11 protein-coding genes and 1 pseudogene are annotated in these 14151 nt (G+C 61.7%); 2 read left to right on the plus strand and 10 right to left on the minus strand.

All coding sequences use genetic code 11. From position 1 onward, the window contains the following. Positions 1 to 12 precede the first annotated feature (12 nt). The 6 genes from trkA to dusB form a co-directional block, all read right to left on the minus strand. Positions 13 to 1389, minus strand: coding sequence for a Trk system potassium transporter TrkA (gene trkA / locus IB238_RS07325; RefSeq protein ID WP_192244880.1), 1377 nt, complete (start codon positions 1387 to 1389; stop codon positions 13 to 15). 27 nt (positions 1390 to 1416) lie between these two features. After that, positions 1417 to 2781, minus strand: coding sequence for a sigma-54 dependent transcriptional regulator (locus IB238_RS07330; RefSeq protein ID WP_192244881.1), 1365 nt, complete (start codon positions 2779 to 2781; stop codon positions 1417 to 1419). Then, entirely contained in the window at positions 2771 to 5044 is a 2274-nt protein-coding gene (locus IB238_RS07335; protein WP_192244883.1) for a PAS domain-containing sensor histidine kinase, read from the minus strand. Before IB238_RS07335 ends, IB238_RS07330 begins: the two co-directional genes overlap by 11 nt. Positions 5045 to 5225: 181 nt before the next feature. Continuing rightward, positions 5226 to 6680 carry a nitrogen regulation protein NR(I) gene (gene ntrC, locus IB238_RS07340; protein WP_192244885.1) on the minus strand — a complete coding sequence of 485 codons (1455 nt, stop codon included), beginning with the start codon at positions 6678 to 6680 and terminating at the stop codon, positions 5226 to 5228. 14 nt (positions 6681 to 6694) lie between these two features. Then, on the minus strand, positions 6695 to 7825 hold the full coding sequence (locus IB238_RS07345; RefSeq protein ID WP_192244887.1) for a nitrogen regulation protein NR(II): 1131 nt from the start codon (positions 7823 to 7825) through the stop codon (positions 6695 to 6697). After that, entirely contained in the window at positions 7822 to 8844 is a 1023-nt protein-coding gene (dusB, locus tag IB238_RS07350) for a tRNA dihydrouridine synthase DusB (protein WP_192244889.1), read from the minus strand. Before dusB ends, IB238_RS07345 begins: the two co-directional genes overlap by 4 nt. A gap of 153 nt (positions 8845 to 8997) precedes the next feature. Here dusB and IB238_RS07355 point away from each other — a divergent pair, with 153 nt between their 5' ends. Together IB238_RS07355 and IB238_RS07360 are read left to right on the plus strand one after the other, a co-directional pair. Beyond that, a complete protein-coding gene (locus tag IB238_RS07355; RefSeq protein ID WP_192244891.1) occupies positions 8998 to 10209 on the plus strand; it encodes a bifunctional 2-C-methyl-D-erythritol 4-phosphate cytidylyltransferase/2-C-methyl-D-erythritol 2,4-cyclodiphosphate synthase in 1212 nt (403 codons plus the stop codon). A gap of 5 nt (positions 10210 to 10214) precedes the next feature. Next, positions 10215 to 10712: a CinA family protein gene (locus IB238_RS07360; RefSeq protein WP_192247479.1), complete on the plus strand. Its 498-nt coding sequence runs from the start codon at positions 10215 to 10217 to the stop codon at positions 10710 to 10712. A gap of 92 nt (positions 10713 to 10804) precedes the next feature. On the opposite strand, the gene IB238_RS07365 is transcribed toward IB238_RS07360, so the two are convergent. The 4 genes and pseudogenes from IB238_RS07365 to IB238_RS07380 all read right to left on the minus strand — a co-directional run bounded on the left by IB238_RS07365 (position 10805) and on the right by IB238_RS07380 (position 14137). Continuing rightward, positions 10805 to 11254, minus strand: a complete 450-nt coding sequence (locus IB238_RS07365) for a type II toxin-antitoxin system RatA family toxin (RefSeq protein ID WP_192244893.1) — start codon at positions 11252 to 11254, stop codon at positions 10805 to 10807. A gap of 70 nt (positions 11255 to 11324) precedes the next feature. Further along, positions 11325 to 12724: pseudogene (locus IB238_RS07370) on the minus strand (aminotransferase class V-fold PLP-dependent enzyme). 155 nt (positions 12725 to 12879) lie between these two features. Continuing rightward, a complete protein-coding gene (gene lipA / locus IB238_RS07375; RefSeq protein ID WP_192244895.1) occupies positions 12880 to 13851 on the minus strand; it encodes a lipoyl synthase in 972 nt (323 codons plus the stop codon). Between the two features lie 40 nt (positions 13852 to 13891). After that, on the minus strand, positions 13892 to 14137 hold the full coding sequence (locus tag IB238_RS07380) for a GlsB/YeaQ/YmgE family stress response membrane protein (protein WP_192244897.1): 246 nt from the start codon (positions 14135 to 14137) through the stop codon (positions 13892 to 13894). Positions 14138 to 14151 lie beyond the last annotated feature (14 nt).

Below are 14151 nucleotides of genomic sequence, written 5' to 3' on the forward strand. Positions count from 1 at the left end.
ACCGCCTGAAAATTAGAAATATTGGATACTTACGCGGAAAAGCTGCTGGACGTGCCGCACGGCGTCTCCGGTGGCGAACAAAACGACCCGGTCCTTGGCCCTGATCTTCATGTCGCCGTCGGGACGCAGAACGGCTCCGTCGCGATAGATCGCTCCGATGCGAATGCCATCAGGCAGTTCAAGCTCGCGGAATGGTGCGCCGACGAGTGGCGAAGTTTCGAGCGCTTCAGCCTCGATCACCTCCGCGGACCCGCGCTGTACGGCATAGACTGCGCGAATGCGCCCTTTACGGACGTGCTGAAGGATGCCGGATATCGTCACGGCGCGCGGATTGATGTGGGCATCGATCCCAAGGCTCTTCGCAAAGTCTTGAAATGACGGCTCGTTCAACAGAACTAGGTTCTGCTTGCAGCCGAGCTTCTTTGCCATCACGCTGCCCAGGATGTTGACCTGGTCGTTGTTGGTCAGGGCGACGACGAGGTCTGCATCCTGGATGTCGGCTTGCTGGAGCAGCTTCTGGTCCAATGCCGAGCCATGGAGGACAACCGCGTTTCTTAATTGGTCAGCGATGTACACCGCACGCTCACGGTCGCTTTCGATGATCTTGATGCGCGTCCTCGGCTGATACTCCTCGATCGTCTTTGCCACGAAGAAGCCGATGTTGCCGCCGCCGGCAATGACGATGCGCGCCGCTTCCTGTTCTTCGTGGCCGAACAGCGAGAGCGTCCTGCGGACGTGAGCCTTGTCGCACACGACATATGCGAGATCGCCCGTCTGCAGCTCGTCCGCCGAACGGGGCACAAACAGTCTTTCGTTGCGGTAGACGCCGGTGACAGTGGCGTTCAGATCGGGAAAGAGCTCGGTCAACTGATGCAGTTGCGTGTTGACGACCGGGCAGTCCTCCATGCACTCGATCGCCACCATGACAATCTGATCATCGGCGAAGCGGACGACATCGGTCGCGCCCGGATAGGAAATGCGCCGCAGCACCATCTTGCCGACTTCGATTTCCGGCGAGATCGCCACGTCGATCGGCACGTCGTCACGGGAAAACAGGTCTGAAAATTCCGGCGCCAGGTAGCTCTGTGCGCGGATACGAGCAATCTTGGTCGGCACCTTGAAGAGCGAATGCGCCACCTGGCAGGCGACCATGTTGATTTCGTCATGAAGTGTGACGGCGATGATCATTTCCGCCTCGTCGGCACCCGCCTTTGCGAGCACGTCCGGATGGGCACCATGACCAACCACGCCGCTGACATCCAGTGTCTCGGTGATGGCGGCGATGAGCGACGCCGATGTGTCGATCACCGAAACGTCGTTGTCCTCTTGGGACAGCCGCTCGGCGATCCCGTAACCGACCCGTCCCGCACCACAGATAATAACCTTCATTGCATGCCCCTTGCCGCGCTCGCGATACTAGACGCCAAGTGACTTCAGCTTGCGATGCAGCGCGGAGCGTTCCATGCCGACGAATTCCGCCGTACGCGAAATATTGCCGCCGAAACGGTTGATCTGGGCAATCAGATAGTCGCGCTCGAACATTTCACGCGCTTCCCGTAGCGGAAGCGTCATGATGTGATGTTCGCCCTGCGTCGACATCTTCGGCAGCATGTCACCGACATCCGTTGGCAGCATGTCGGCCGTAATCGGACTGTCAGGGCCATCGCTCCGGGCAAGAATCATCAGCCGCTCGATGTTGTTGCGCAATTGCCGGATGTTGCCGGGCCAGTCGTGCGCCTGCAGCACCGCCAGTGCGTCATCACCGATTTTCCGCCCCCGAATGCCGGCCTGCTCGCTGATCTGCCGCATGAACATATCGACGAGAAAGGGAATATCCTCGCGGCGTTCCGCGAGCGCCGGCACACGCACGGGGACCACGGCCAGGCGATGGTAGAGGTCCTCCCGGAAAGCGCCATCTGCAATCAGGCTCTCCAGGTTGTAGGCGGTGGACGAGATGATCCGCACGTCGACCTTGACCCGCTTTGAGCCACCGACGCGTTCGAACTGCTGATCAACGAGCACCCGCAGAATCTTGTTCTGGGTCTCGCGTGGCATTTCCCCGATCTCATCGAGATAGAGGATACCGCCGTGGGCTTCCTCGAGCACACCCGTCTTGCGTTGCTGACCACCGCCGCCCTCGGTGCCGAACAGTGCGATCTCCATCCGCTCCGGCGTAATCGCAGCCGCATTGAGAGCAACAAACGGCCCGTTGGCACGCGTCGACTTCCGGTGGATCATCCGCGCGACCAGTTCCTTGCCGGCGCCGGAGGGACCGAGGATCATGATACGGCTATTGGTCGGCGACACCTTGTCGATCGTCTGGCGCAGCTGGGATACCGCGACGGACGTGCCGATCAGCTCTACCGCGTCTCCGGAACGGCGTTTCAGGTCCGTCACCTCGCGTTTCAGCTTGGAGTTCTCCAGCGCGCGCTCGGCAATCAGGATCAGGCGATCCGCCTTGAATGGCTTCTCGATGAAATCATAAGCGCCACGACGGATCGCAGAAACGGCAGTCTCGATGTTGCCATGGCCGGAAATCATCACCACGGGAAGATCCGGATGCCGGCTCTTGATCTCGTCGAGAAGCGCCAGGCCATCCAGCTTGCTTCCCTGCATCCAGATATCGAGGAAGACGAGCCGCGGCAGGCGATCGCTGATCGCCTGGAGCGCGCTGTCGCTGTCGAAAGCCGTACGCGTCTCGTGCCCTTCGTCGGAGAGGATGCCGGACACGATTTCACGGATATCCTCTTCGTCGTCCACCACCAGAATGTCAGAGGCCATGAGTCAGTTCCTTGTCGTTTTCGTCCGCATCGACGACCATGTTTTCCTCGACAGGCAGGATCACGCGGATCATTGCCCCATGCCCGTTGTCGAAGTCCGGGGGGGCATCGTGCAACTCGAGTTGCCCGCCGTGGTCTTCGATAATCTTCTTCACGATGGCCAGGCCGAGACCCGTGCCCTTCTCTCGCATCGTCATGTAGGGCTCCAGAATCCGGTGCCGGTTCTCGGTCGGCAGACCCTTGCCGTTATCGATGACATCGACGACGAAGTGCCTGTGCGGCTCTTCGCGACGCGCCCGAACGAGAACCTTGCGCTCCCCACGCTGCACATCGGCCGGCAGCGCTTCGATCGCCTCCACGGCATTCTTGATGATGTTGCCGAAGGCTTGCCCGAGCATGCGGGAATCGAAATGGCCGACGAGCGGCTGATCCTCGAAGTCCTTCAGGAAAGTGACGTGGTTGTTGCCCATTTCGCGCAAAAACACGGCGTCCTTGAGAATTGCCCTCAGATCGGACTTGTCCTTGGTGGGCTTCGGCATCCGGGCAAAGGACGAGAACTCGTCCACCATCCGACCGATGTCCTCGACCTGGCGTACGATTGTATCGGTGCACTGGTCGAAAACCGCGCGATCCTCTTGGTCGATCTGCTTGCCATAGCGCCGCTTGATCCGCTCCGCCGAGAGTTGGATGGGCGTCAGCGGATTCTTGATTTCGTGGGCAATCCTACGGGCGACATCGGCCCATGCAGTCGATCGCTGCGCAATGACGAGATCGGTAATGTCGTCGATGGTAATGACGTAGGACTCGATTGCGTCCTTTGCCTCTTCACGGGTCACCTGAACGTTCAGCGTCCGTTCCGTGCCGCCACGCATGATATTGATCTGCCGACGGTGGTCGTTGCGGTATCTATGGGAGGCCTCCTGCAGTACCGCATCCACCTCAGGTGCAAAGTCTGCCAATCGCGCACCAAGAAGCGAACTAGCACTCCTACCGAACAGATGTTCCGCAGAGGAATTGGCGATGGTCAGCCGCCCGCCCTCCTCGACGCCGATCACGGCAGCCGTGACGCCGGACAGAACGGCCTCGATGAAGCGGCGCCGATGGTCCATTTCATCCTTCGCATCCAGGATCTGGCCCTGCTGCGCGCGGATCTCGGCAATCATCTTGTTGAAGGTACGCGACAGGTTGCCGACATCGCCGTCGGCCGCCTTGACCGGAACCTCGACACTCAGGTTGCCGGAGGCAACAGCGTCTGCAGCCCCGATCAGCAGGCGGATCGGGCGCACGATACGATCGGCCACCGCGATTGCAGTCCAGATAGCTGCCAGCAAAACGATAAGAGCAAAGCCGAGATAGAGTACGCCGAAGGCAATCTGCAGCGAGGTTCTGCCGGCCTCTAGCGCGCGATACTCCGCCGTATTGTCTTCCATCATTCGCATCGAGCGCATGACCTCGGGATCGACCGTGCGAATCGTGTAGAGATAGGTGTCCGGTATGTTGTCGATCTTGATCACCGCGCCCACAAGGTTGGTGGTGCCCGGCGGGATCAACGTCGGTTGACCGGCCGCTGCCGCCTTTAGCGCCTCCGCAGGCACTGTTGGCAGCGGCTTTTCAGTCGGGATGTTGGCTCGAAGGACCTGTGAGCCGTCGCTGCGCACCAGGAAAGCGCCGAGCATGCCGCGCCCCCGCGCCTGGCGCGTCATCAGATCCGTAAAACCGGTGCGATCGAGGCTGTAGAGCTGACGGTTGCGTTCCAGATCGTTCGACATCGAGACGGTCTGACCCTGCAGATAGCTGGCGTTTTCCAGCACATAGGCCTGCGCCACGTTCAATGAGGAGCTGACGATCGACTGCGTTCTGATGGAAAACCACCGATCGAGGCCGACGTCGAGTGTGATCGAAGCGAACATCGCCACCAGGATCGCCGGCGTGATCGCTACGATCGAGAACAGCGCGACGATGCGCACGTGCAGCCGGGCAGCCGCACGCCCCCGAGACCGGGCTTTCAACAGCCGGGCGATTTCACGGCCAATCAGGATAATCAGGCCCAGGACGAAAAGCGCATTCACCGCAACCGAAGCGATGATGACATTCGCCACCGGCTTGATTGGCGTAAGGCCGAGCAGGATAAAGAGCGATAATGTTGCCGCTACGAGAGCGCCGCCTGCGAGCAGTAGGCCAGGGAGTGCGAACGATGCCCTGCGGTCGTGCGCATTGCCCGCGCTCTCTTGCCCGCCCCCGACCGGGGTCGCATTCTCATCCATTCGCTGCACTCTCTCCAACCAGTCGGGACCGACCGGCGCGTCCATTCTGATGTGCTGGGAGCAGAGATCGCTCCCGCCGCACATGGGTAACGGCGGAGAGACTCAAGCTATTCGCCGCCGCCGCATCTGTTACCACCATGCAACACATTGTGGCGAAAATGCAACGCAGGTTGGAGCGAAGTCAAGCGAGGCGGGAGCTGCGATAAACCGAAACCCCCAACTCTCGAATCTTCTTGCGAAGCGTGTTCCGGTTGAGACCTAGAAGATCAGCAGCCTTGATCTGGTTCCCGCGTGTTGCTGTCAGCGCAGCAAGGATCAGCGGGTACTCCATTTCGGCCAAAACCCGCTCGTAGAGCCCGGGTGGCGGCAGGTTGTCGCCAAAACTCGCAAAGTACCGGCGCATGTTCTCTTCGACCGCCTGCGATATCGAAAGCGCGCCATTGCGCTGCGCGGACTTCTCGATCGGGCTGTCAGGAACGTCCGCACGAAGCTCAGCCTCGATGATCTCCCTGGTGATCACATCCTGTGGATAAAGCGCTGTCAGGCGCCGGACAACGTTCTCCAACTCCCGAACATTACCCGGCCAGGGATGTGCCTTCATCAATTCCAACGCCTCCTGATCGAATCGCTTGGCGTCGAGTCCCTCCTTTTCTGCCTGCTGGACGAAATGGCGGACAAGGTCGGGAATGTCCTCCGCCCGATCGCGCAGCGGCGGGAGGCGTAGCGGAACCACGTTCAGGCGGTAGTACAAATCCTCACGAAACAGCCCCTGATTGATCGACTGCTTGAGGTCCTTGTTTGTCGCAGCGACGATCCGCACGTCGGTGCGAATGGGCGTGCGCCCGCCGACGGTGGTGTATTCGCCCTGCTGGAGCACGCGCAGCAGCCGTGTCTGCGCGTCCATCGGCATGTCGCCAATCTCGTCGAGGAACAGCGTGCCGCCCTCGGCCTGCTCAAAGCGGCCGGTCGAACGCTGCTGCGCGCCGGTGAAGGCGCCCTTCTCGTGGCCAAAGAGTTCCGACTCGATCAGATCGCGCGGGATCGCCGCCATGTTGATTGCAACGAAGGGGCCGTTGCGGCGCTTGCCATAGTCGTGCAGGGCGCGCGCCACGAGTTCCTTGCCGGTACCGGACTCGCCGGTGATCATCAGCGTCAGGTCTGTCTGCATCAGTCGCGCCAGGACACGGTAGATTTCCTGCATCGCCGCCGAGCGGCCGACCAGCGGCATGCCGTCCTGCATGTCGTCGTCCAGCCTCGCCGGCTTCTTCTTCGGCTCGGCCAGCGCCCGGCCGACAATCGCAATCAGTTCGGTTAGATCGAAGGGCTTCGGCAGGTAGTCGTAAGCGCCGCGCTCGGAGGCCTTGATCGCGGTCATGAACGTGTTCTGGGCGCTCATCACGAGAACCGGAAGATCGGGGCGGGCCTTCTTGATGCGCGGCAACAGATCGAAGGCATTCTCGTCCGGCATGACGACATCGGTCACGACGATGTCACCCTCGCCGGCGGCGATCCAGCGCCAGAGCGTCGCTGCATTCGAGGTGATCCGGACATCGTAGCCTGCGCGGCTCAGCGCCTGGTTAAGGACGGTTCTGATCGCCGCATCGTCGTCGGCAACAAGGACTGTGGCGCCTGTCATTGCTATTTCCTCTGTTATCGGGAGGTATCGTCATCCTCGCTCAAACCCTTTGACGCAGGCATGAGCACGCGGAAGGTGGTGCGATGGCCCTGACTGTCGCATTCGATGATGCCGCCATGGCCGCCGATGATCTTGGCAACAAGCGCCAGGCCGAGGCCCGACCCGTTGGTCTTGGTTGTGATGAAGGGATCGAAAAGGTGCGGCAGCAGGTCGGACGGAACGCCCGGCCCGTTGTCGTGCACGCAGAACTCAAGCGGCAGCGACACCTTTTCCCGCGTTCCCACCACCGACAACCGGATGCCCGGCCGATACGCCGTGGTCAGGATGATCTCGCCGTCCGGCCTGTTGCCGACCGCTTCCGCGGCATTCTTGATCAGGTTGAGAAACACCTGAACAAGTTGATCGCGGTTGGCAAAAACCGGGGGCAGCGACGGATCGTAGTTCTCGGTAATCTTGATGTTGCGCGCAAAGCCGGCGCGCGACACGGCCTTCACGTGATCGAGGACGGAGTGAATGTTGAGTGCGACACGATCGACAGGTCGCTCATCAGAGAAAACCTCCATGCGATCAACAAGCGAAACGATGCGATCAGTCTCATCGCAGATCAGCCGCGTCAGCGCCCGATCCTCATCCTCCACGGAGGTCTCCAGCAGTTGCGCCGCACCCCGAATACCCGAAAGCGGGTTCTTGATCTCGTGGGCGAGCATCGAGGCGAGGCCGGTGACCGAGCGGGCTGCAGCGCGATGCGTCAGTTGGCGATCAATCTTGTCGGCCATCGATCGCTCCTGCAGAACGACGACGACCGAGCCCGGCTCATTGGTGACCGGAGCGACGTAGAGGTCGACGAGCTTGTCCGCGCCCAGACGTGGCGAACTCAGATCCACCCTATACTCATTGACCGGCGCGCGACGTTCCCGAACTTGTTCAATCAATGTGAGAAGAGGACTGCCGAAAGGAATGAAATTACTGACATTATGCCTGGCCAAATGATTGGCACTCGCCCCAAAGAAGGATTCTGCCTCCCAGTTCGCGAAGGCGATATGGCCGGCATCGTTGACCAGGATGACCGAATGCTGAATTGCATTCAGGACCGCCAGGGCAAGCCCATTGCCATCGAACTGTTCTTCCTGGCCCGCCCCGCTCATGCCGCCTTCTCTTCTCGCTCTACCGGCGCATCGGCCACGTTCAGGATTTCCGCCAAACGGCCCGCGACGAAATCACTGTCGGTCGACGTCATTAGCGCCGCCTTCTCTGCGCGCTCCAGCGACGGGGCATAGCGTTCAACGTACCAACCGACATGCTTGCGCGCATGGCGAAGCCCGGCCACGGGGCCGTGGAAATCCAGCATCATGCGGTAATGTTCAACGGCGATGTGCGCACGCTCCGCGCCACGCGGTTCTTCGCACGCTCCGCCAAGCACGGCAGGGTGCCATGGCCGTCCCTGCGCAGACCGGCCAACCATGACCGCATCAGCGCCAGAACGCCTGAGTATTTCTACCGCGTCTTCCACAGTGTCGACGTCGCCATTGGCGATCAGCGGCACGGCAATTCGCTCTCGAACCGCACGGATGGCATCCCAGTCCGCTTTGCCCTCATAGAACTGCATGCGCGTGCGGCCATGCACGGTGATCAACTGCACCCCGGCGTTCTCCGCCCGCACGGCGATATCGGGCGCATTCAGGCTGTCGTGGTCCCAGCCGAGCCGCATCTTGACCGTGACCGGCACCTTGACGGCATTGACGGTTGCCTCGATCAGACGGAGCGCATGATCCGGCTCACGCATCAACGCCGAGCCGGAATAGCCGCCGATCACCTTCTTGGCGGGGCAGCCCATGTTGATGTCGATGATGTCGGCGCCGTTCGCCTCGGCCAGGCGCGCAGCTTCCGCCATCCAGTGCGCGTCGCGCCCGGCGAGCTGGACCATATGCGGATCGATGCCGCGATTGCGGATTCGCGCCCAGGACTCCGCCGCGTTACTGGCAAGCTCACGACTTGCCACCATCTCCGTCACCACGAGGCCAGCGCCAAAGCGCCAGGCGAGTTCACGGAACGGCAGATCGGTAACGCCGGACATCGGCGCCAGGACGACGCGATTGCGCAGGGTCTGATTTCCGATTGCCAAGGGTGTTGATAGGTCCGCCCGAACCAAATGCCCATCTTTCATGCAGTGGATTGTCGTGCATTATTTTTAGACAGCCCGCAACCGCTTGCCAAGTCGTTTTGACGGCCGCCTGCAATTTTCCGCATATCGCTGGCCTTGTGGCGGCGAACGGTCTAAACCGGTCAAAACACCTGAAGCTGGAGGAAATGGCTGGGCATGGGCGAGAACAGCAAGCTCTCGTGCGGCGTGATCGTTGTCGCCGCGGGACGCGGAGAACGGGCGGGCTCTCACCCGGACGGCCCGAAACAGTATCGCAGCATCGGCGGCAAGCCGGTGATCACGCACACGCTCGACGCCTTCCTCAAGTGGAGCCCGGCGCAGGACATCGTCGTCGTCATCCATCCCGACGACAATGAACTGTTTGCCAATGCGCTCGTCCAGGCATCAGACGGAAAAGCACGGATTCGCACCGTCATGGGCGGCTCGACGCGGCAACAGTCTGTCCTTGCCGGGCTCGAGGCGCTTGCAGCATCAGGGATTACTCACGTTCTCATTCAGGATGCCGTCCGCCCCTTCGTCGACGCGACGCTCCTCGCGCGGATCGAAGCTGCACTTGCTGCAGGCAATCACGCTGTGCTTCCCGCCATTGCCGTGACAGACACGCTGAAGCGGGCGGATTCGGATGGCAACATCGCAGGCACTGTTCCACGGGCTGGCTTGTTCGGCGCGCAGACACCGCAGGCCTTTTATTTCACATCGATCCTTGACGCTCATCGTCGCGCTGCCGCCGATGGACGCAATGACTTCAGCGACGATTCGGCCATTGCAGAATGGGCCGGGATACCGGTTCGCCTGATCGAGGGTGCCGTCGACAACGTCAAGCTGACACTACGGAAGGATATCGCCATGGCGGACGAGCGCCTTTCAGGAACAGCCCTGCCCGACGTGCGGACGGGCAATGGATACGACGTCCACCAACTGGTGCCGGGCGATGGCGTGACACTCTGCGGCATCTTCCTGCCGCACGACCAGATGCTTTCAGGTCATTCAGACGCGGACGTCGCGTTACATGCCCTGACCGACGCGCTTCTTGCCACCTGTGGCGCCGGCGACATCGGCGATCATTTCCCGCCGTCGGATCCGCAGTGGAAAGGTGCCGCCTCGCGCATCTTCCTCGAACATGCAGCACAAATCGTGCGCGACAAGGGCGGCGTGATCATGAATGCCGACGTTTCGCTGATCGCGGAAGCGCCAAAGATCGGACCCTGCCGCGAGGAGATGCGGAAAAATCTCGCCGACATGCTCGGGATCTCGCTGGATCGCTGTTCGGTAAAGGCGACGACCAATGAAAAGGTCGGCTTCATCGGACGCCGCGAGGGGATTGCCGCCATCGCCACGGCAACCGTCGTCTACCGGAGTCCTGAATAGTGACCATGTGGCCTGCCGACATCGAGGACGCTGCACGGCACCTCATCGTCGATTTTTCCACGCGCGGACTAATGGTCGCCACGGCCGAATCCTGCACCGGCGGGCTGATTGCCGGCGCACTCACAGAAATCTCGGGTTCTTCCGCCGTCGTCGACCGAGGCTTCGTCACCTATTCCAACGAAGCGAAAATGGAACTGATCGACGTGCAGGCGGAAACGCTTGCAGCCCATGGCGCCGTGTCGCGGGAGACTGCGCTGGAGATGGCCCGCGGCGCGCTTGCTCGCTCGCGTGCGGAGCTCGCCATCGCGGTGACGGGCGTTGCCGGGCCTGGTGGTGGAACCGTGGCCAAGCCTGTCGGCCTTGTTCATCTGGCCGTCGCCTCGCGGACCGGGAGCGTGATGTACCGGGAAATGCGCTACGGCGATATCGGCCGCGACGGCGTTCGACTTTCGACCATCCGCACCGCACTGGAGATGCTGGCGGATATCGCTCGCGGCGCCTGACCCGACCACCTTCGGGGATACGCGAAGAGATCGCCCTGCGCCAAAGCTCCGCCCCAATACGCCGCCCAATCCTGTGACCGCTGACGCGTTGTTCAGACGTTGTAGATCGTCTCGGCGCGCTTCTCGAAGGCCTCGGAAAACATGTGGAATGCCCGATCGAACATCGATCCCATCAGCGCCCCAAGGATCCGGCTCTTGAATTCGTAGTCGATGAAGAAGTGCACGCTGCACCCGCCCTCACCGCGCGGCTCGAAACGCCAGCGGTTGTCGAGATAACGGAACGGGCCGTCGATGTACTTCACGTCGATCGCGAGATCCCCATGGTTCAGCAATACCTGCGTCGTGAAGGTTTCGCGAATCGCCTTGTAACCAACGGTCATGTCGGCGAGCAGAAGTTCCTTGCCGTCTCGCTCCTTGCGCGACCGTACGACGAGGCCCTCGCAAAGCGGGAGGAACTCGGGATAGCGTTCCACGTCGGCGACAAGGGCATACATCTGCTCGGGTGTATGCGGAACGGGGCGGTGCGTTTCGAATTTGGGCATGCTGACCAGATATTCAAACACACGCCAAGAAACAAGATGGTCCGGCAGCCGAGCGCAATTCCCAAAACGCTCACGCCATCCCGGACGACACCCTTGCATAGGCCGCTAGGATCGCTTCCGCAGCCATTTCGGCCTGATCCGCATCGGTCTGGTAGTTCGACACGGATATCCGCATCACTTGGCGGCCCCGCCACTGTGCCCCGCCGACGAATATCTGCCCCTTCTTCTGTAGGAGCGTGACCACATCCTTCGTCATGCGATCAGCCACCTCCGGAGCAAGCCCCTCCCCGAACCGCACGATGACCTGATTGAGTTGCACCGCGTTCAACACACCGATGCCGTTGCGCGCTGCGAGCATGCGGGCAATCTCGGCTGCGGCATTGCAGTTTTGCTCCACAAGCTCGGCAATCCGGCTGCGACCGAGATGCTTGATCATCGCCCAGGTCGCAAAGCCGCGGGCGCGACGCGACAGTTCCGGCACGAAGTGGTTCGCCCGCCTCCGCCGAGGGCAGATAGCTTGCAGAAATCGTCATTGCACGCCGGTGCGCAAGTTCGTCCCGCACAATGGCATAGCCGCAATCGTAGGGCGTCTGCAGCCACTTATGCCCGTCAGTCGCCCAGCTGTCGGCCAGTTCGACTCCCACCGCAAGCGGCCGTTTGGCAGGACAGGCACGTGCCCAGAGACCGAAGGCGCCGTCGACATGCACCCAGGCGCCCTTTGCCTTTGCGGCAGGGATCAGTTCAGCGAAACTGTCGAAGGCGCCGGTGTTGATCTGGCCGGCCTGAAGAATGGCGATCGCCGGCCCGTCGATGGCGGCCAGCGCCGCATCGAACGCATCCGGTCGAATGCGCCCCTGCTCGTCGGTTGCCACCCTGACCACCCGGTCATGTCCGAGGCCGAGAAACTGCAAGGCCGAGAAAACGGTGGTGTGGGCGTCGTCGCCGATCAGCACGGTAATCGGCGGCGCACCGAAAAGGCCTTGCGCATCGACGTCCCAGCCCTCCCTGCGGAGCACCTCGCCGCGGGCCGCCGCAAGACAGGTGAAATTTGCAACTGTTGCTCCCGTGACGAAGCCGACCGAACTCTCCCGCGGCAGGTCGAGCAGTTCGACCAGCCAGCGCGCAGCTATCGCCTCAGCCGCAGAGGCGGCCGGCGTTGCGGCATGGTTGCCGGCATTCTGCCCCCAGGCGGACGTGAGCATGTCGGCTGCGACGCCGACCGGATGGGAGCCACCGATCACCCAGCCGAAGAAACGGGGACCGGTCATCAGGTGCAGGCCGGGCTCCGCCCGCGCCACCAGTTCGTCGATGACGGCACGCGGCTCGGTCGTGACCTCGGGCAAGGCCTCCTCGAATGCCGCCGACGCCGCTGCATAGTCCTGGTTGGGGTCGATGCGGCCGATCGGAAATGGAATTGCGATACCGGGCGGCCTCGTCTGCCGCCTGCCGGAATAGGGACTCGATATCCATCCGCAACCTCCCCCGCGGATAAACTGTCGATGGCCGCCAGCGAGAGGCGACACCGGCAGCCTACGCCCGCAGACGCTGACCGACAATCCGGGTCCACCAAAAGGATGCGGGCCGCAGTTCACAACCACGGCCCGCCCGAATTTGCAGATCGAAAACTACTCCGCCGCGGCGAGCAGCTTCTTCTCCCGTGCCGCCCTGAGCCGGGCGAAGTCGTCACCGGCGTGATGCGAGGAACGCGTCAGCGGGCTGGCGGAGACCATGAGAAAGCCCTTGGTGTAGGCGACCGTCTCGTAGGACTTGAACTCCTCCGGCGTAACGAACTTCTCCACCTTGTGGTGCTTGCGGGTCGGTTGCAGGTATTGGCCCATCGTCAGAAAGTCGACGTCGGCGGTGCGCAGGTCGTCCATCAGTTGCAGCACTTCGTTGCGCTCCTCGCCGAGGCCGACCATGATGCCCGACTTGGTGAACATCGTCGGATCGAGTTCCTTCACGCGCTGCAACAGGCGGACGGAGTGGAAGTAGCGCGCACCCGGACGGACGGTCAGGTAGTTGCCCGGCACGGTTTCCAGATTGTGGTTGAAAACGTCCGGCTTGGCTGCGACGACACGCTCCAACGCTCCGGGCTTCTTCAGGAAGTCGGGCGTCAGGATCTCGATCGTGGTCGAAGGCGATGCCGCGCGGATCGCCCAGATCACCTTCTCGAAATGCTCTGCGCCGCCGTCATCGAGGTCGTCACGGTCGACCGAGGTGATCACCACGTGCGACAGGCCCATCTTCACGACAGCCTTGGCAACGTTCTCCGGCTCGTCCTGATCGAGCGCATTCGGCTTGCCGGTGGCAACGTTGCAGAAGGCGCAGGCGCGGGTACAAATCTCGCCCATGATCATGAAGGTGGCGTGCTTTTTGTCCCAGCATTCGCCGATATTGGGACAGCCAGCTTCCTCGCAGACGGTCACCAACTTGTTGTCCTTCACGATCGAGCGCGTCTCCTGGTAGGTCTTGGAGACCGGCGCCTTGACGCGGATCCACTCCGGCTTGCGCAGCACTTCCGTGTCAGGGCGATGCGCTTTCTCGGGGTGCCGTACGCGCTTTTCCTCGGGATTGGTCGTATCGAGAATGGTGACCATAAAAAACCTGCCTTCAACCGCCTCTACTGCGGAAAAGTCGTCAACGCCTGACGATTTTTGCGACGAATAACAGAATGCAGGAGCCGACGAAACCCTGCACGAGGTAACCCAGCCAACCGCTGGCCACATGGATGCCGGCGCGATCAAAGACAGCGTTCGCCAATACGGCGCCGACCATGCCGATGACGACGTTCATCACGACGCCGAAACGGATGTCCATCAGCTTGCCGGCGAGCCAACCCGCCACACCGCCGATAATGATCCCCGCAAACCAGCCCACATCCATCCAACAACCCTTCC

This window comes from Rhizobium sp. ARZ01 (genome assembly GCF_014851675.1).
In the GTDB taxonomy this organism is placed as follows: Bacteria; Pseudomonadota; Alphaproteobacteria; order Rhizobiales; family Rhizobiaceae; genus Mycoplana.